At 59.6% G+C, this 19,218-nt stretch carries 9 protein-coding genes; 2 read left to right on the forward strand and 7 right to left on the reverse strand.

Annotated features, from left to right (window positions below):
- The first annotated feature begins 547 nt into the window (after positions 1-547).
- The gene (locus TSACC_RS16400) at positions 548-2,593 is read left to right on the forward strand and encodes a sodium:solute symporter family protein (RefSeq protein WP_075080302.1); all 2,046 of its coding nucleotides are present in this window, start codon (positions 548-550) and stop codon (positions 2,591-2,593) included.
- Positions 2,586-3,716 carry a DUF2264 domain-containing protein gene (locus TSACC_RS16405; RefSeq protein WP_075080303.1) on the forward strand — a complete coding sequence of 377 codons (1,131 nt, stop codon included), beginning with the start codon at positions 2,586-2,588 and terminating at the stop codon, positions 3,714-3,716. Before TSACC_RS16400 ends, TSACC_RS16405 begins: the two co-directional genes overlap by 8 nt.
- A 409-nt stretch (positions 3,717-4,125) precedes the next feature.
- Here the strand turns inward: TSACC_RS16405 and TSACC_RS16410 are convergent, their stop codons facing one another.
- From TSACC_RS16410 to TSACC_RS16440, 7 genes are all read right to left on the reverse strand, one after another.
- Entirely contained in the window at positions 4,126-7,278 is a 3,153-nt protein-coding gene (locus tag TSACC_RS16410) for a glycoside hydrolase family 2 TIM barrel-domain containing protein (RefSeq protein WP_075080304.1), read from the reverse strand.
- Positions 7,279-7,518: 240 nt separating this feature from the next.
- Positions 7,519-9,393, reverse strand: a complete 1,875-nt coding sequence (locus TSACC_RS16415; RefSeq protein WP_075080305.1) for a beta strand repeat-containing protein — start codon at positions 9,391-9,393, stop codon at positions 7,519-7,521.
- Between the two features lie 418 nt (positions 9,394-9,811).
- Positions 9,812-10,756 carry a glycoside hydrolase family 130 protein gene (locus TSACC_RS16420; RefSeq protein WP_075080306.1) on the reverse strand — a complete coding sequence of 315 codons (945 nt, stop codon included), beginning with the start codon at positions 10,754-10,756 and terminating at the stop codon, positions 9,812-9,814.
- A 43-nt stretch (positions 10,757-10,799) separates the two neighbouring features.
- Entirely contained in the window at positions 10,800-14,198 is a 3,399-nt protein-coding gene (locus TSACC_RS16425) for a DUF4838 domain-containing protein (RefSeq protein ID WP_075080307.1), read from the reverse strand.
- 76 nt (positions 14,199-14,274) lie between these two features.
- Positions 14,275-14,856 (reverse strand): carbohydrate binding domain-containing protein, encoded by a 582-nt coding sequence (locus TSACC_RS16430; RefSeq protein WP_075080308.1) that lies wholly within the window; start codon positions 14,854-14,856, stop codon positions 14,275-14,277.
- Positions 14,857-15,170: 314 nt separating this feature from the next.
- Positions 15,171-16,172: a hypothetical protein gene (locus TSACC_RS16435; protein ID WP_075080309.1), complete on the reverse strand. Its 1,002-nt coding sequence runs from the start codon at positions 16,170-16,172 to the stop codon at positions 15,171-15,173.
- The gene (locus TSACC_RS16440; protein ID WP_084400550.1) at positions 16,169-19,201 is read right to left on the reverse strand and encodes an alpha-mannosidase; all 3,033 of its coding nucleotides are present in this window, start codon (positions 19,199-19,201) and stop codon (positions 16,169-16,171) included. The genes TSACC_RS16435 and TSACC_RS16440 overlap by 4 nt, the downstream gene beginning before the upstream one ends.
- Positions 19,202-19,218 lie beyond the last annotated feature (17 nt).

A 19,218-nucleotide genomic window follows, 5' to 3' on the forward strand; every position in this document is an offset into this window, starting at 1 on the left:
CTGGCCCGGGCGACGCGTTACGCCAACGACGTACCGACAGGACCGGAGGAGTTTCCATGGCAGCCGGCCGTTGACTGCGGAGAGCTGAAGTTTGCGTTTTCCCTTTTCTCCAGCGACATCGCTCCCGACTCAGCCGCCAGCGCACTCCTCCACCCTCCGGTCGCTCAGATGGTCCACGCCCACCAGGGCGACCTCTCCAGCCTCGGCAGTCTCGGGCAGATGAAGCCGGAGGGCGTACGCGTCCTCTCTTTGCAAAAGCTCCCGACCGGAGAGGTCTTTGCCCGTATCCAAAATCGCAATGACCATACCTGCCACGCCACGGTCGAGGTTTCCGGAGGAGCAGGCAATGCCAGCAATCTGCTGCCGCAGGAAATCCGGACCATTGCCATAGTGCCGACGGCAGCGATTCACCGGCCCAGAGAAGCCGCCGCCACAGCGGTCTCGGCCGCCTAAACCCGGGCTTCCCCCTGTGGGGAACCCTTCCCTCAACTCCCACCGATCCTCCGCCGGACCGCGAAGTGCGCAAGGCGGTCGGAACCCTTGATCCATGCACCTGCTAGACTGGCTCCTCTTTGCCCTCCCCGTAGTCCTCGTCCTCGGAATCGCCGTCGCGGCTCAACGCTACATGAAAAGCGTTGCGGATTTCATGTCGGGAGGGAGGCTCGCCGGTCCCTATCTCCTGGCTGTTGCGTCGGGCGAAATGCAGGCGGGCGCGGTGGTCTTCGCCGCCATGTTCGAGTTGATCTCCAAGTCGGGCTTCACACTGACATGGTGGTGGATGATCGGCACTCCCATCAGCATCATCGTCACCATCTCGGGTTTCGTCTTTTACCGGTTTCGCGAGACCCGCGCCCTCACTCTCGCGCAATTTTTTGAGCTTCGCTACAGCAAGCGCTTCCGCCTTTTCACCGGCATGCTCGGGTTCCTCGCCGGCATCATGAATTTCGGCATCATCCCGGCCATCGGTGCGAGGTTCATGGTGTATTTCCTCGGCCTGCCCCCAGAGGTTCATCTCTCGGGATTTTCCCTTCCCACTTACGTGCTGATCATGGGGGCGTTTCTGGGCATCACGCTATTCATGACTCTCACGGGGGGATTCCTCACCGTCCTCATCGTGAACTGCGTCGAGGGCATGATCACCCAGATATTCTATCTCATCATCATCGGCGCGCTGCTTGTGATCTTCTCCTGGCCCGAGATCAACGCCGTGTTGATCGACCGCCCGGCCGGACAATCGCTGATCAACCCCTTTGATTCTCTCTCCCTGAAGGATTTCAACATCTGGTACATCGTCATCAGCATCTTCGTCGGGGTATACGGCACTGGAGCCTGGCAGAATGCCAGCGCTTACAAATCGGCAGCGATCACTCCTCATGCCTCGGTCATGGGCAATATCATGGGCCGGTGGCGGGACCTGGGCAAAAATGCCGTTGTCACTTTGCTCGCCGTCTGCGCGCTGACCTTCCTCAATCATCCGGATTTCGCCAGCCAGGCTGCGGCAGCACATGTCCAGTCGGCCGCGATCGAGAGCGCCCAGGTGCGCGGCCAGATGGAGGTGCCCATCGCCATGTCGCACTTCCTCCCATGGGGAATCAAGGGCGTCCTCTGCGCCATTCTCCTGATGGGCATCTTTGGCGGCGATGCCACGCACCTGCACTCCTGGGGAACGATCTTTGTGCAGGACATCCTCGTACCCTTGCGCAAGAAAGCCTTTGATCCCAGGCGGCACATCCTCGCCTTGCGGCTGTCCGTTCTCGGAGTGGCAATCTTTGCCTTTATCTTCGGGTCACTGTTTCAGCAGACGGAATATGTCTTCATGTGGTGGGCTGTCACCACCGCCATCTATGTCGGAGGCGCGGGCGCATGCATCATTGGCGGGCTATACTGGAAAAAGGGCACCACCATAGGCGCCTGGGCAGCCCTGCTCTCTGGATCGCTCCTGTCGGGAGGCGGCATCCTGGCGCGCCAGCTCCTCGGCACGGCTTTTCCGCTGAACGGCACGGAGATTTCACTCGTCGCAACTCTGGTTGCCATCAGCATATACGTGCTCGTTTCCCTGCTCACTTGCCGCGAGGATTTCAACCTCGACCGCATGCTTCATCGCGGAAAATACGCTGCTGCTGCTGCAGAGGATCTCGGCGAACTCCCGCAGAAAAAACCGACCACCTCCCGCCTCCGCTTAGGTATCGGCAGGGTCATTGGTATCACGGAGAATTTTTCGACCATGGACAAATGGATCGCTGGCGGGCTCTTTGGCTGGAGCATGCTCTGGTTTGTCATCTTCGCCGTGGGCACGATCTGGAATTTTATCGCACCGTGGCCGACCTCCGTATGGTCGGGCTACTGGCATATCGCAGGGATCGGCATCCCGATTTTCCTGAGCCTCGTGATGGCGATCTGGTTCACTTGGGGAGGCCTGCGCGACATGCGCGAGCTCTTCCGGCGGCTCCGCGTCCAGAAAGTCAACGTCCTCGATAATGGCACCGTGATCGGCGACCAGAACCTCGACGAAGCTGGCGGGAAGGCATTGCCGGAAAAATCAAACTCCTCACCGATGGGATGCCTCCCGAGAAAAATATCGCCCCATGAATGAACGCTACTACTGGACAGGAGTTCTCAAGCGGATCGCATCGCCGGTGCTGCTTCACCTCTCCCGTCGCACCCTGCGCGAGCGCATGCCTGTAGAATCTGGAGGCGACCCGGCCCGTCAGAACTTTACACATCTGGAAGCCATCGGTCGCCTGCTGGCCGGCATCGCTCCCTGGATCGAACTCAGAGAGGAGGACTCTCTTCCGCTGGCGCGGCAGGCACTAGACTCTCTCGATGCCGCCACTGATCCCGCATCACCCGATTTTTGCAACTTCAGCCACAGCTCCCAGCCGCTGGTGGACGCCGCTTTTTTGTGCCAGGGACTGCTCCGCGCTCCGCGCGCGCTATGGGAGCCACTTGACCTGCGGGTAAAGCAAAATGTCATCCGCGCCGTGAAGCAAACCCGCGCCATCCGCGCCTCTCCGAATAACTGGATACTCTTCAGCGCGATGGTCGAAACCGCCTTGTTCGCGTGGGGCGAACCCGACTGGGATCGCATGAGAATTGACTATGCCATCCGCCAGTACCAGCAATGGTATCTGGGCGATGGAGTCTATGGAGACGGCTCTGATTTCCACGCCGATTACTACAATTCCTTCGTCATCCAGCCCATGATGGTTGATATCCTCCGCCACATGCGCGACCAAGAAGACTGGGATTCCTTTACGGAAAAAATCATAGCCCGCGCGCAGCGGGGAGCGGCTATTCTGGAACGCCTGATCTCGCCCGAAGGCACCTTTCCGCCGCTTGGCCGTTCCCTCGCCTACCGGTTTGGTGCCATGCACCTGCTCGCTCAAGCTGCCCTGCTTCATTTCCTTCCCGAAACCATCCGACCTGCGCAGGTGAGGGAAGCCCTCGGCGCGGTGATCCGCCGTATTGTCGAGGCTCCTGGCACCTTCGATGCAAACGGATGGCTGCGCATTGGCTTCTGCGGCCACCAGCCCGAAGTGGCGGAATCCTACATTTCCACGGGAAGCCTCTATCTCTGCGCCACCGTCCTGCTTCCGCTTGGTCTTTCTGCTAATGCGCCTTTCTGGTCCGACCCGCCTTCTCCGTGGACATCGGTCCAAGCTTGGGGCGGCCTGCCGCTGGCGAGTGATCATTCCCTCAATGAGGCGCTTCTGTGACAAAAACCATCAAACGATCCATGGCAGGTGTGATGACTATTGGCCCGAACAATGGCGGTGCCGCAGCTTAATTGCCGCAGACGTCCTCCCCTTCAAACTGGACCTATTTCAGGGGGACCCAGCCACCCGACTGTCCTCAACGGATGATTCCCATGGGAGCAATCCCTTCAGAACCACCTCGCGACGATTGAAGGAACTGGGCTTCGTTGAGAACGAAACCGTAGAAAACCTTCATGGCTATGAGATCCTCAAAAAGGAATCTTTGAGTGTAGTCAATATATCTGACTCCTCGCCATAACTCCGATCTCGATAAAGACAAGCTTGGGCTCGTGCGCGACGAACCCGACACCGAAGAATCCATTTCGCTGGGAGTCTACACATGTCTTAACTTTGCCAAAACAGGCAAAACTCAGCGCACCGTCCACTCCAGATCGAGGGCGAAGCGCTTGGCCTTGATCCGGTAGGGCTCGGTGGTGTCGGGGCCGCAGCTGGCGGTACCGAGGCCGCGATGGGCGGCGTCGATTGAGAGCCAGACTTCGTCGCGCGGCACGAGGTCGATCGTGTGCTTCGCCTCGGTGAGATCCTGCGCGTGCAGGTGGCTCGCCGAGAAGGCGATGGGCGCGGTCGAGGTGACGCGGAGTTCGTTCTCGCCGTTATTCAGCGCGATCCAGCGGGTGTTGCACTTCAGCCCGTGCTCCTGCGGCATCACGTAGGGCACATACTCATTGGTGACGGTGCTCTGGTGCACGGCCTCCCACGAGGATGCCTGACGGTCGGGGTAATTCTCGAGCGGTCCGAGACCGAGCCAGCTCAGATCCTCAAAGCCCGGGGCGACCCGAAAGAGGAGGCCGACGCGCGGCGGATCGGAGATTTCCTTGCCGGTTTCGATCTGGGCCGAGATGCGGACGACGCCCTCGCCAGGAAGCGACACGCGGTAGCTCCAGGAGAAGTCATCCCATTTCTCGCGGCCCGTGGATTCGAACCGATACGTCCACACCGCGCCCGTGTCCTTCGACTGGCGGAAGGTGGAACTCACGAGGCGGGTGACCACCTTGTCGAGGCCCTGCGCCCGGTAGCGGCCGAGCGGCTTCCAGTCCTGGCCGGTCCAAAGTTTAATGCCGTCGTTGTCGGTCGGAGCGCGCCAGACGTTGAGTTGCGGAGCAGCCGTCAGCACGTCCTCGCCGTGAATGCGGATGAGCGAAAGCCCGCCCTCCGTCGGATCGAGGATGAGGTCGAGGTCGCCCGTGCGCACCTCGAAGCGGTCGCCAGAGCGCTTGGTGATCTCAAAGCTCGGCACGAGGGCCGGAGCGGCCTTCGGCTGCGTGAGGATCGAGGCGGGCAGCGCGAGGCTGTCCCAGGCCACGAGGTGGCCCTTGCCGCACCAGTCGGTATCCACGCGGGAGTAGAAGCGCACGAGGAGCGAGGCCTTCTCGCCGACGAGTTTTTTCGCCGGAGCCTTCCACGGCACCTTGGCCGAGGAATGCGGGGTGATGTCGGGCAGGCGGAACTTGCCCGTGCCGGAAACGACGCCGTCGACGAGGAGTTCCCACTCGCACTCGAGCCAGCCGAGGGAGCGGAAGTCGTTCTTGTTCGTGATCTCGATGGCAAGGCCGCGGCTGTCGACGAGCTTCACGCCGACCGGCTGCGCGAGTTTCTTGAACTCAAACAAGGCGGGGTGCGGGTTGCGATCGGGCCACACCATTCCGTCGCAGACGAAATTTGCATCATTCGGCGTGTCGCCATAGTCGCCGCCGTAGACCCAGTACTCCGTGCCATCCTCGGACTTCCGTCGGAGGCCGTGATCGATCCACTCCCAGATGAACCCGCCCTGCAGGCCCGGAATGGTTTCAAAAAGTTCATAATACTCCGCCAGCCCGCCGTTGCTGTTACCCATGGCGTGCGAATACTCGCACATGATGAGCGGGCGTCGCTGGTCGGGATGCGTCGGATCGGTCGCCCACTTCAGCAGGTTCTCCAGACCCGGGTACATCGGACATACGATGTCCGTGACCCTGTCGCCCATCGCATAAATATGCGTCCAGGGGTGCTGCTCCTCCCGCAATCCCTGAATCCAGATCCCCGGTTCATAATGCAGCGGACGTGTCTCATCACGACCGCGCACCCACCCCGCCATGCCTTCCTGATTCGGCCCGAGACCTGTCTCATTGCCCAGCGACCAGAGGATGACCGAAGCGTGGTTTTTATCCCGCTCCACCATGCGGACCGCGCGATCGAGGAATGCGGTAGCCCAGCGCGATTCGTGGCCGAGTTGATAATAGTAACCGTGGGCCTCGAGATCGGCCTCGTCGATGACGTAAAGACCGAGCTCGTCGCAGAGATCGAGCCAGTACGAGTCGTTCGGGTAATGCGAGCACCGAACGGCGTTGACGTTGAACTGCTTCATCATCAGCGCATCGAGGCGCATGGTTTCGCGATCGAGCGCCTTGCCCTGCGTGTCGTGGTGATCGTGGCGGTTCACGCCGTGGATGAGGACGCACTTGCCGTTGACGAGGAGCTGCCGGTCGCGCACCTCGACGGTGCGGAAGCCGACGCGAGTGGAGGTCGTCTCGACCTTCTCGCCAGACGGGCTGATGAGCGTAACAACCAGCGTGTAGAGATTCGGAATCTCCGCCGACCACTGGAGAGGCTTGCTCACCGGGAGGGAGAACCTCGCCAGCAGGCGGTCGATGACTCCCGAACGATCGGCGGGAATCTCCTTCTCGGCCCCCTTTTTCAGGACCGCCTTGCCCTTGGGATCAAAGAGCTGCACGGCGACTTTCCAGCCCACCTCGGGAGAGCCCGGGAAACCCGCGCGCACGGTGATGTCGAGCAGGCCGTCCTCGTATTCCTCATCCAGCTTGCCCTTGGCAAAGACGTCGGCGATGTACACCGGTGCGGTCGAGTAGAGATAGACCTCGCGATGCAGGCCGCCCATCCACCATTGGTCCTGGTCCTCGATAAAGGTGGCGTCCGACCACTTTACGACCACGGCGGCGATCGTATTGACGCGACCGACTTTGACGAAGTCCGTGATGTCAAACTCCGAGGGAAGGCGGCAGTCCTTGCCAAAGCCCACCGGCTTTCCATTCACATACAGAAACAGCACGCTCTCCGCTCCGCCAAAGTGAGTGACCACCCGGCGTCCCTTCCAGTCGCGCGGGATGCGCACCTCACGCACGTACACGCCCGTCGGGTTCTCCTTCGGCACGGTCGGCGGCTCGTCGTTGAAGGGCATCTGCACGTTGGTGTAGTGCGGCGCGCCGTAGCCCTGGAGCGTCCAGTTGCCCGGCACGGCGACTTTGTCCCAATCCTCGCGATCCGTCTCCACCGCTACATCAGCCTCCTTCAGCAACTCGGGGCGGTCGACCATCTTGAAATTCCACTGCCCGTTGAGGAGCTGGAACCACGGGGATTTCTCGCGGTCGAGCGTGCGGGCGGTGTCCACGTCGGGGAATGGGTAGGCCGTTGCGCGCATTGGCAACCGGGCGGCGCACAGCAACTCGGGTGACGTCCAGGTGTTGGAGGCGCCGAAACTTAAAAGAGGCAGGAGAGATTGAAACATGATGGTATGGCGAAACGAGATGACTTCAGAAATTTACCACATCGCACTTTTAGGATGGGAAACCGTCTGTATGTCGACGTCTGGCAGGCGATTCACACCAGGTGGCGGTCGGCCCCCTCTTTCGACAAGACACAGGCATCAGGACTTTACCAAGACATGCCCCGCATAAGCGGGGACACACGCAAGAGCGTGCATCCATCCGCCTCGGGATATCACCATCTCACAAGACTCTAGTGTCCCCTAGGACCGTACCCGGCGGCTTCCCGCTCGCACCAAGACCACGCCAAGGCCGAGACCCAGCAACACCCAGGTGGTTGGTTCGGGCACAGCGGTGATATTGACATAGCTGCCTCCAATATACTCGGTGCTGAAGTTGCTCCCACCAGAGGTGGCGTTATAATCGATCGCCCAATCTTGGCCATTGAAGGAGAAGACTGCGCCATCGGCGAGTTGGTTCCCGCCGAAGGTGAACAATCCACTGTTCCAAACACCGCTGTAGTTGATGAGAGTGAATGTCGTGTTCTCAGCAAAGGCAACGGGCGATCCGGCGATATTCGTCAGGGTCAGCTCCACGGTACCACTCAGCGAGAGATTACCATTTGCCAGTTGCAGATCCGCGCCAGCGCTCAGAGCGGCGCTGGAGTTCACCTCGTAGGCAAACTTCGATCCTGCTACAAATGACACCCCGCCGGAAGCAAGGGATTCAATGCTCTCACCAGGTGCCAGCGTACCGCCCAAGGCGACAGAGACATCTCCCGTGAAGGCGCCCTTGCCTCCCAATATACCGCCGGAGTTTACTGACACATTACCTGATCCCAAGCCACTTCCAGATGTATTGCTTACGAGGATGGTGCCCGCATTCACGGTGGTGCCACCCTGATAAGTGTTACTGCCGGAAATCACGAGACGGTTGCCTGAGCTGGCTACCGTGGTGGTAACCCCCCCCACGCCGGAGATCACACCGGAAAGCGTAAAATTCCTGCCCGTTGAGCTATTGTTATTCTTGAGTTCAATATTGCGATCGATCTGCACGTTTCCAGAATAGGTCGTCCCGCCGCCGGTATCGGAGTCATAGCTACTCAGGACGGCCGATCCGGAACCATTGCTGGTAAAGCGCGCATCATTAAGAATAGCCCCTCCATTTTGATTAAGATTCAGGCTGATATTGCTCGATCCCGTATTGGCATCACCGAGCACGATCACTCCCGTGCCCGCAACCTTTCCCGAGCCATTCAACCTCAGCCCACCCTGGCTGACCGTCACGCCACCCTCGAAGGTATTATTTGTCCTCCTGAGCACCAGTGTTCCGGCACCCGTCTTCAGGATGCCGCCTGTCCCGGAAATCAAGCCCGTGCTTATCAGGACGGAACTGGAGGAGGTGTTGAATGTCGCACTCTTGTTCAGAATGATGGAACCCGCCAGCGTATTACCGTTGGCTATGGTGTAGTTGATCGAGGCCGTACCGGTTCCTCCCGCGGCCACCGTGATACTTCCAATGTTCATGGCGGCGTTGACGTTCAGGGACAAGGTCGCGTTATTGACACTGCTGTCGAGGGTCACCGCCACGTTGCGAAAGGCATTTGCGGCATTCATCCCGAGCGTCCCCTCACTCACGGTGATGCCTCCGGTGAATGCGCCGCTCGTGTTGTCCGTGCTGACATTCAAGGTTCCCGCCCCAGTCTTGTTGATACTGCTACTGCCAGCCAGAACCAGATTGGATCCTCCGATCGCAGCAGTTCCGGTATTGACTGCGATCGTTGAAGTTCCTCCTCCCGATCCATTGGCGTTCAGAGTCAGAGTGCGCGTACCGGAGCTGGAACCAGTGATGGAGTAGTTATTGACTGGCGCGACCGTGTCTGTGAACGAGAGGTTCCCGATCGTGCGGTCGGCATCAAGGGTAATGGTGATGCCCCCGGTCAATCCTGCATTAAAATCCGCCGTATAGGTCGCGCCATTCGCCACCGGGCCGGAGCCGGAATTCCAGTTGGCGATATCCGACCAGTTGCCGCTGGCCGTACTTGTCCATGTGCCATTGTCGGCCCGACCTGCAACCTGCGCTAAAGCAAGCACGAGAATACCAAGTGCGACATTCCGGGGAAGTGGGGATCTGTTCATAGATAGTTTCATCAATTTCGGGGGTTAATGCGGCTCTATTGGTTCCGACTTTGACAAAATGGTAAAGTGCGGAAAACCGGATGCAAAGGGCCTCGAAAGGACAAACTGGAGATTTGGCGTGCCAATTTTTCGGACACCAAAATGCTCAATTTCCCCTTAATCCCTGAGTGCTCGCGCAAAGTCAGTGATGCCTGAGCGTGTCGACCCGCGTTGCTCCATGCCACCAGATACCGAAGGTCGAAATATTTGTTCCCACCGACCTCGGCAGAAGTTTCCGAAAAGATCGAACGACTAAACCATCATTCAACTTCTGCGCCATAGAGTTCCCGTAAGGATCCGCCAAATGACCGACGCGATCCGGCTTCCTTAAAGCGCACTGCGGCCCTCGGAATTCCGGCCGGCCCTACGTCGATCCGGATCACCGGCCTTTGCGACAGGCTTCAACAACAGCTGAGAGAGAACCTGTCGCCAGACCGACCCGGGTATCGGCCGCCCCATAGTAAACGCGCAGTTCGTCAGCCTCCAGATCGGCAAGAGCGCCGCATGGGAACACCACGTCGTTTACAGTGCCGCGGGTCTCGTAGTCTTCCTCGGGTGCGAGCAGCCAGCTCTGGGTCTTGCCGATTACCCTCCAGGGTTCCTCCAGATCCAGGAGGAAGGCGCCGATATGGTAGTGGCTTGCCCCCGCCTGCCAGGCCCAGACGCCATGCATGATGACCAGCCATCCCTCGGGGGTACGAATGGGCGGAGTCGGGCCGATCTTGGTAATGTTCCAGATCGAGTAGCCCGGCTTGAGCACAGGACGATAGCATCCCCAATGAACGAGATCCGGGGAGGAGGAAAGCCAGATCGAGGCCCCTGCGTCATGACCCGGACGCTCAAGGCGGTAGTACTTGCCGCCGATTTTCTCGGGGAAAACCGATGGCACCCGATTGACCGGGGCAGCGACGATCTCGATCGGCTGATAGGACTGAAAATCCTCCGTCACCCCCAACAGAGTGAACGGACCCTCGCCATCCTGATAGACTGGGGAGTTAATATAATAACGATTTTCAATCTGCGTGATGCGGGCATCGATCAAGGTGCAATTCAGCTTATCAAACGGCGCGGGCGCATCGATCAGATCAATGAGCGGCTCCGCGCCAATCTCGAAATGCACGCCATCATCGCTCATGGCCACCCAGCCTCCCCGCGCCCTCTTGATCTCCGGCCAGCTCCATTCATAGGCGGAGAGCAGCAGAACCGTGCGCCCCCGGTACCAGGCTGGACTTGGATTGAAGACCACTGCCGCCTGCGGCATATGCGCAGGCGTTATGATGGGGTTCGCCGGGTGGCGCTGCAGGATCTGCGTGGCGTTCAACATCTGGATTACCGTGGTTTCTATCGGTACAATGGGTCGGAAAATCCTATCTGGCCGCACCAGCACCTTCTTTGGCGCGGACCAGGATGAACCGGTCGACGTAAATGTTCTTAACCTTTTTCGAACCGCCACCGCGAATAAATGTGATCTTGCCATCACTCTGATCAAACCGGAAGGGGCCGCCGGTCGTCTTGATCAGGTTATATTGGCCTGGTTTGAGCTGGCTAAACTTGATTCCCATGCCGCCTGTCTGGGGAGGATTATTTCCGATGAAAAAGGCAATCTCATCCGGACCCGCTCCATCCTCGGCCTCCACCCGCACATCGGCATAGATATCCCATAGCCCTTCCTCCGGCAGCTTGTGATGCTTGAGCTGGATGAAGGGACCGCTGATGTCGCCCGGCATTTTCACCGTACCGCCATCAGAGGCCAGAGGATCAGGGGTGATCACGATCTTGTCGAAATATCGATTGAAGCCGATGTCATTGATCTCGACCCAGTCGGCAGGTTGCAGGTTTCGCGCGATCTCCGGAGGCGTGGAGTCCTTGCGCTCCATGTTGATCATCGTGGCAAGCTCACCCGTCGCGATCGTCTTGGCCTGACGGAATTGGGTCACCTTCTCATCCTCGATGGTTTTGTTGAACCGCGCCTTGCGATTTTCGTAATCAAGCACGAAGCCCGTCTTTTCCCGGGCCGCCGCATCGGCGTATTCCTTGCGGCGCACGAGGATGACGTAGTCGACGCACATGCGAGCCTGCCGGACATGCCTGAGATAGGTGGGATCATTGGCCACCGCGGCTTCAGCCTGGGCAAACAGCGCATCCGCCTTGGTGATAAAATCCAAGGTAAACATTGCGCTGTCGACATTGGTCTTCTCCCAGATTGCCGCACGAGAACGCACAGACGCCTCGTGCATAAGATCGATGTACTGCTTGAGGTACTTTCCAGCGGGGCCGAAATAACCATCGCAATATTCCGCCACTGCACCCTGAATATTGGTCTGAGGGTCCCATAGCATCCTTCCCATAAGCCATACGCGGAGAGAGGCAAACTCGGCACTCTTGGTATTCCAGCTTCCCTCGGCGAAGTATCCAAAGACATTTTCCAGCCCGGATAGCCATCGAATGCTTTCGGCGATGGGATAGATGTTCGGAGTAGGCTGGATGAATCCGTTGAAGTTGGTGACGTGATCCCAAAGCAGGATGGTCTTGGCAATGCGGTTCCAACCCGCAATGTCTTCACCCAGCTTCTTGTTGCGTCCCTGGTTCAGCGGCGTGCTGTAGTCCACGTGAATGGTCATCGGATATACGAGGATGTCCTCAGGGATCGCCATGTTGGTGGGAGGAGTAAAGCTCCAGTGGTAGGCGTTGAAGGCCAGCTTGGCATCGGGCAACACCTTGCGAACCCGCTGTTCCACATCGACCGTCATGTCAACGCGCGGAGCGGACGGAGCCCCGTCATGTTCTTTGGCGAATGCCGCGCTCGCGGGATCCATGTCCCACCCCCAGTCGTTGTCCATGAAGCCAAACCAGTAGTCGCCGTAGTTCGGCACGCCGCGCAATCGTTCGATGATCCCGTCGGCCATGATCTGGCGCACCTCGGGATTCATCATTGCGACCTGGCCGCCGGCGAACCAGTCTGGATGCTGGCTCATGTACTGCTTGGGCGGCATGAGCTGATAAAAGCTGGCTGTGAGACCCGGGCGCTGCCAGGAGCCATCCCAGTGATCAATCTCCGGCGCGGGCAGAATGCTCGCCGCTCCGTGGGAATTTCCGTTCAGGAGATTGCGGGCGGCAAAGGGCTTGTCCTGCCCCTCGACACTCAGGATCTGGCGAAACTTGAATCGCGGAATTTGCACTTCATTCGGCGCCGCCAGTTCGATGCTCGGAGAAGAAGGCACATGAGTATAATCGGGACTCAGCCACTTCACGCCCAGCAGGTGATCGAGGAACCAGTTCACGCCATACATCGTGCCTCCGGGAGTATTTCCCGCGATGACGATATGCTGTCCGACGGTGCGCAGGACAAAACCATCCTCGCCGAGCTTGGCGTAGTCAATATCCGGACAAAGCCTGGCGGTGAGAGCATTATCCCGGCCCACCACGATCAGCGGACCATCGAGAGGATGTGCATCGTGGGAGAGTAGCTGGAAATTGCCTCCGGTGATCCTGCCGAGGTAGTCGGCCAGGTCATTGGCGGAATTAAGTTCGATCACGCCGGCGTCCGTTCCGACATGCACCCGATAGAGCGCCCGGCCATTCTCTGCGAGTTTCAGCCGGGCCGGAGCTGGCGAGGTTCCCACCGCTGCTGCTGCGGCGAGTCCCGCAGCGGCTTCTGCTTCCGGCAGCGCAGGACTCAGCCATTTTGCGGCAAGCTCCTCGCGGCGCAGCCCGGCCGCTGTCGTCTCCGGTTCCTCCGTGGGCAGCATGCTCACGTCGTCAAAATACGCCACTCCATCCGTGCCATCCTTTTTCCGAAGATAGATGAGCATTTGCTCTGCAGTGGGCGGTGCCTGCACGACGCACGAGTACTCCTCCCAGCCATGGGTGCCGCCCGTGACAAAGAGCGCCTTCTCTGTGCGCTTGTCGACATTGACGACATTGGGGCCGAACCATCCGCCCTTGATGGATGCTCCGCGATAGCTGAGCTGTACATAGACGGAGCCTTCCGGGGCGTTCTCACTACGGATCTTCATCGTGATCTTGTACCGCCTGCCTTCCTCCACAGGACGTCCGTCCTGGCAGAAGAAGCTGCTTGCAACCTTGAGACTCTGGAGCCCCCCTGCGGGCATTTCCGTCACCACCCCGCCGGTTTTCGCTCCGTTGCCCCACCAGCCCGAGGCTCCCTTTTCAAAGCCGCCATTGGAAACGATCTGTCCATCAGGCGGCAGCGGCGGAGGCTGCGCCTTGGTCACACCCTCGCTGGTCGGCTCGACCTGGACTTCATCGAAGGCGGCCGTACCCGGAGTGCCGTTGATCTTGCGCAGATACAGCAACATCTGGTCCGCTCCATCCGGCGCACGAACCACAACCGAGTAGTCCTTCCAATCCTGGGTGCCCCCGGCGACGAAGAGCGCCTTCTCTGTGCGGCCATCCACATTCGCCACGGCAGGCCCGTACCAGCCGGGATTCGCTCCCCCGCCGCGGAAGCTCAGTTGCGCATAGACTGCTCCCTCCGGCGCCCCCTCACAGCGGATCTTCATGCTGATCTTGTAGTTCTTCCCGCCAGTCACCGGGATGTGATCCTGGCAGACAAAGTCCTCGGCAATCTGCATGCTTCCAGTCCCTGCGGCAGGTTTGTCGGGAATGACACCGCCGGTCTTGACTCCTTTGCCCCACCAGCCGGATGGCCCATCTTCGAAACCGCCGTTCTTGACGATATTCTCCGCCAGTAGTGGGGAGACCGGAACAAAGACCGCCCCTGCAAGAAGGAACACAGAGGCCATCCAGGAAAGTACACGCACGTGTCGGGAGGAGTTTTTCACAGAATCGGGAATGGAAATGATGGCGGTCACGGGCTTGCTAGTTGGCAGGTTCGATCTTCACATCGTCAAAAGAGGCCGTGCCAGACGTTCCTCCGAGCTTCCGAAGGTAGATCAGCATTTCGGTCGCATTAGCCGGAGCATCGATGACAGAGGCGTATTCCTTCCACCCCTGGGTGCCCCCCGTGACGAAGAGCGCCTTTTCCGAGCGGCCCTCGACCGTGGCGACTTCAGACCCGTACCAGCCAGGCTTGACGCCCTCTCCGCGGAAGCTCACCTGCACGTAGACTGATCCCTCGGCGGCATTCTCGCTTCGGATCTTCATGCTGATCTTGTAGGACTTTCCGCCCTCGACCGGCCGCTTGTCCTGGCAAACAAAGCCCTCCGAGAGATTCAGGCAGTTCGCACCTCCGCCGGCCTGATCCGAAACGACCCCGCCACTCTTGAGACCCGGCCCCCACCAGCCCGAGGCACCGTCCTCGAAGCCCCCATTTTTGATCAGGTCATCCGCTCTCAATGCGCCTGCCGATAGCATGACGGCTGTACCAAGCAGGATGAAAAGCAGCGCACCGCGCTGGGGCAAACGAAGAGAGGGGGCGTCAATGTGATAAGTTGTGTTCATGGTATCGTCCTGGTCTGGGGTAAGTATGGTGAATCTCCCAACGGCGGCTGCGAGAAATCCTCTCGCAGCGCTCCTTTTCACCGTCAAAGCACCGATGGCTGGCGGCACAATATCGCTGGGGTGAAAGGGATCTAGCAGGTGCAATGGGAGGTACTGATCCTAAGTATTGCAAATCGGCACGCTGTTCAAAATCTTGTTTACCAAAATCCCCTCGTTTGGCTTACCAATAATGTAACCCACCGAGACGCGATCAGGGGGAAAAAGAACCTTATCCGCCGGAAAGGATCGGAAAAATCGCGACATCAAAAGCTCAGCTAGTCATCTAGAAATGTGTATTTTCTGGTCCACGAGTGCGACCCGCCAGGCGGCAGTATGATCTCAATGAACTGTTCCGGAGAAATATAGTCCGCACGTGCGTGAATATCGGTTCGCAGCCCGGGATCGGAGGTCTCGCAGATGATTTCCCGTCCGGCCCTGGGATGACGGAGGGTTACGATGTTTCGTCCGGCATAGCCGGACGGGTAAGCGATCGTCGCATTGATCCACCTGGGTATGGCACCCGTAAAATGTATCGATCGTCCGGCGAGTTTCTGCCCCTCTTCCAGGCCTTTCGGCTGAATGTCATAGGGAAATGAAAGAATGTAGCCGGATGCCGTGGGCCGATCGGCGATGCGGAAGAAATTATGCGTATATTGCCGCGTGGTAATCGGTTTCGTTCCCGTGTTGGTGAGCTTCCAATCGACCGCTAAGCTCGCTCCCTCCAGCGACAACACGGCATCCAGGCGATACGAGTAACCGGGAGTCGTCCTGCCATCGAAGATCTGATGAAACACCGCCCGGTTCGCCTGCCACTCGACCGTCGTCACAGCAGGCTCCAGCAGTGCGGGAGTCATAAAGAGGTGATAAGTCTTTGCCGGTTTGCGCAGGGCGCCCACGCCGATTTTTAGGAAACCCTCCCCGACTGCCGCCTCCTGATATCCCGACGGCAGGGCATCGGCCGGACCATCCGGGATGCAGAGATCGAACTCCGCAGCCAGTCCGGCGTGGTCGTTGATCGGATCGTGCGTTTCCGGCCGGTAAAGATACTCCACGCCATCGCGACGCACACCGAGCACGGCAGCAATCGGAGTAAACCGCGTCCCGCGATTGTATCGCCCGGGATGGTCGGGCACCATCACCCGGACTTCCAGTCGGTCATTTCGAAGGAGGCGTTCCGCTCCGTCCTCCGTCCCCGAGGATACACCAGGCACGCACAGCAGCAGCCATGCAGTCAGGCAAAACAGGGAGCGCATCGTGATGGACGACTGGAGACTCACGCGGCAGGCGTGAAGAGGATGCTTGCGACCTGATAGGGCTCGTACTCAAGCGCATTGCCCTCGCCGAGCTCCGTGATCGTCCCAAGAGAAAGATCGGTAGCCTGCAAGGTCCATCCGGTTGGCGGAGCGAGCCGGATCACACCTCGCCTTCCCGCCGCCTCATGGAGACGCAAGACCCAGCGGCCGCCATCCAGCGGCGCAGCCCAGCAGGGAATCAATGTCTCCCCCCCGGAAACCTCGCCGAGAGCCGAAGGAATGGGGCGACCCCGATAAACCAGAGGCGCGGTAAATTCCGTCTCAGCCACGGAGGCTGGCTGTGAGGCACGGGGGAGGGTGATGTCGTAGCGGCCAAGAACCAGGCGGATCCGATGCGCTCCCATGTCGCTGTAAGCGGCGGGCGCTTCGATGCGCGAAAGATGCTGCGGCCAGACCGAGGCGTGCACATTATCCATCCCTGTCACTCTCGGGCTGCGCACCAGGCTCACACCTGCCACTCCGCTGCGCACGGAAACGCCGTACTTTGACTCCGTCGCAACAAACATTCCCTCGCGCTCTCCCTCGTCGAAAATCGAGAAATGCCTGCTGAACGGCACCTCCCACATCGCCTCGGAAATCAGCCCATCGGGAATCTGCGAACGCAGGGTGCTCCCGAAGGGTGCTCCATAACGGGCATTCGCTCCGGCATAGCGGGTTGGAAACACCATCTTCAGCAGCTTCTCCGGCTCCTGCCAGTCGAGCTCCACCTCGACATGCAGGTGCGGGCTGCCCGCCTCCAGATAAAAGATCACCTCGGCAGTGCTCTTGGCACCGATCGAGCGACGGACACGAAAGCCAGCACGATGAGGCGCGTCCGACCATTGAGCGATTGCGGCAACCCCTTCGCAAGGCTGGCCAAGTGAGAGCGTGTTTCGATCAATATCCCAGGCTTCAAAATTCGCCGGTCGATCCGGATACATCACGAGACGGCCGAATGGACCGCAGATCGGAACCTTCGCCCCCTCCCACGCCACACTGTCGATCCATCCCTCGTCAGCGAGGCGAAACTCCACCAGTCCATTGGAGACAGTGCGACCAGAGACCTGTACGGCATCGGGATTCCCGCAGGACCCGATTTCGGCCCCAGCCAGGGGAGGAATGGTCATCCACACGGGGTGGCCTGTGGACGGATCCTCGATCCAGCGTCGAACCTCAACCGCGTGGGGATTGAAAACGCACACGCTCTCATCGCCCCCCTGCTCGAGCGCAGCGTGAGCGCGATCCATTTGCGCGACGGCATGCTTTTCTAAGTCAGGCACTCCCTCGGCATAGACATCCCATACGGAGCTCCCCGGGATGTAATCATGGAACTGGGCAAACACGAGGCGGCGCCAGGATTCCTCCATATCCCACCGATGCCCCGTAACCACGGCAACGGCCTCGGCACAGCACATGGCCCGCTCCAATCCCCGGAAGGCGGCCTTCAAGTTTCCATGGGTCGTATAGGTGCCACGGTGAAACTCGAGATAACACTCGCCCTGGTGAACTGGGAGTTGGTCGCGCAAGCTCGCCAGGCGCTCAAAGAAGGCCTCCGGCTGGTCCCATGCGAGCTCCGGCATCCCAGGCAATGCCCCGAGACGCCGAGCCCTTTCGCAGATCTCCGCCGTGGGCCCTCCGCCTCCGTCGCCAAAACCTGTCGGCAGCAGGCACTCCTGATGAATGTCCCCCTGCTGATGTCCGAGCACGCAGGCCCGGATCTCCGGCACCTGGACAAAGGTGTTGTAGCCCGCATCCCGCGTAATGTGGCCGATTACCTCCGAGCCATTCGACCGCCAGATGAAGCTGCTGTAGGGAAAGGGATTGATCGAGTTCCACGTCACCTTGGTGGTGTAAAAGTACTTCACTCCGGTCTGGGCCATGATCTGGGGCAGGCAGGCCGAGTACCCAAAGGCGTCCGGCAGCCAGGTGAGCTGGGCAGGTCGTCCCGTCATTTCCTGAAACCCTTTTTGCCCAAGCAGGAAGCTGCGCGCCAAAGCCTCGCCGCAGGCCAGGATCGTATCGGACTCGACATACATCGCTCCCGTAGCCTGCCATTGGCCGGACTCCATGCGCCCCTTCACCCTCTGATAAAGCTCCGGAGCGCGGCGGCGCACGGATTCATAGCTCGCGATCTGGCTATAGGCGAAGCGGAACTCCGGATAGTCCTCCATCAGCCGGTTCACAGTGGAGAAGGTATGCACGGCCTTGAGCTCGCCGATCCGCTCAGGCCACAGCCACACGAGGTCGATATGCGCATGGCCGGTGAGCACGCATCGCATGAACGTCTTGTCGACACGCAAATCCCGATACCCTTCCGCCAGCCGCTCACGCAAGGCATCCAGCGCGCCGGTCCTGTCCCAGGCATCGACCGCTTCGTTCATGATGCGCAGCAGGAGACGAAACGCGGGCGAGAAGCGCTCCATCGGCACCTGCAAGCCGAAGGGAACGATCCCGGCGGTCAGCCGGCTGTCCTCGCGTCCGCGCTGGTCGGCGGCGAGATCAAAGAGACATTTCAGATCATTGTATGCCTGCCAGGCTTCTTCATTCCTCCAGCCAAGAAAGGCCCCTTCAAAATAGCTTCCCGCCGCATCCATGGGCGAGGCTTCCGGATGCCAGATCGCGCTTTGGATGCAGTTCGACTCGACCCATGCCTCAGCCGCACCCGCAGGCAGCCTGACATGGCGATGCCCGACATCGAAGCCGAAATATGGCTCGCCATTCACATAGAGCGTGTCCTCGCTCTGGCTACGCCAGTTCAGCCAGAACGGCTCGGCCGAGGACGGAATATCAAGCCGATACCATCTCTGATCAAACAACCTTCCCCAAAACGAGCAGGGTCTGACCGGGCTCAATAGCTGCCGCCGCGCCTGCGCGACATCGTATTGCTGCGGGCCGGAAGGAGTAGCTGATACATCGACCGGCAGGAACCCCTGCCATATCTCTTCGCGAAGCCTGCGGATCGCGCCGTCGATGCGGTTGATGATGAGCTGGGGCAGATGATGGGACGGTAACATGAAGGATATGGGAAAAA

This window comes from Terrimicrobium sacchariphilum (genome assembly GCF_001613545.1).
Classification (GTDB): domain Bacteria; phylum Verrucomicrobiota; class Verrucomicrobiia; order Chthoniobacterales; family Terrimicrobiaceae; genus Terrimicrobium; species Terrimicrobium sacchariphilum.

What these genes read in the sequence shown, in the direction of transcription:
- TSACC_RS16400 (WP_075080302.1), top strand. Translation starts at nt 548, where the DNA reads ATGCACCTGCTAGACTGGCTCCTCTTTGCCCTCCCCGTAGTCCTCGTC.
- TSACC_RS16405 (WP_075080303.1), top strand. Translation starts at nt 2,586, where the DNA reads ATGAATGAACGCTACTACTGGACAGGAGTTCTCAAGCGGATCGCATCG.
- TSACC_RS16410 (WP_075080304.1), bottom strand. Translation starts at nt 7,278, where the DNA reads ATGTTTCAATCTCTCCTGCCTCTTTTAAGTTTCGGCGCCTCCAACACC.
- TSACC_RS16415 (WP_075080305.1), bottom strand. Translation starts at nt 9,393, where the DNA reads ATGAACAGATCCCCACTTCCCCGGAATGTCGCACTTGGTATTCTCGTG.
- TSACC_RS16420 (WP_075080306.1), bottom strand. Translation starts at nt 10,756, where the DNA reads ATGTTGAACGCCACGCAGATCCTGCAGCGCCACCCGGCGAACCCCATC.
- TSACC_RS16425 (WP_075080307.1), bottom strand. Translation starts at nt 14,198, where the DNA reads ATGGCCTCTGTGTTCCTTCTTGCAGGGGCGGTCTTTGTTCCGGTCTCC.
- TSACC_RS16430 (WP_075080308.1), bottom strand. Translation starts at nt 14,856, where the DNA reads ATGAACACAACTTATCACATTGACGCCCCCTCTCTTCGTTTGCCCCAG.
- TSACC_RS16440 (WP_084400550.1), bottom strand. Translation starts at nt 19,201, where the DNA reads ATGTTACCGTCCCATCATCTGCCCCAGCTCATCATCAACCGCATCGAC.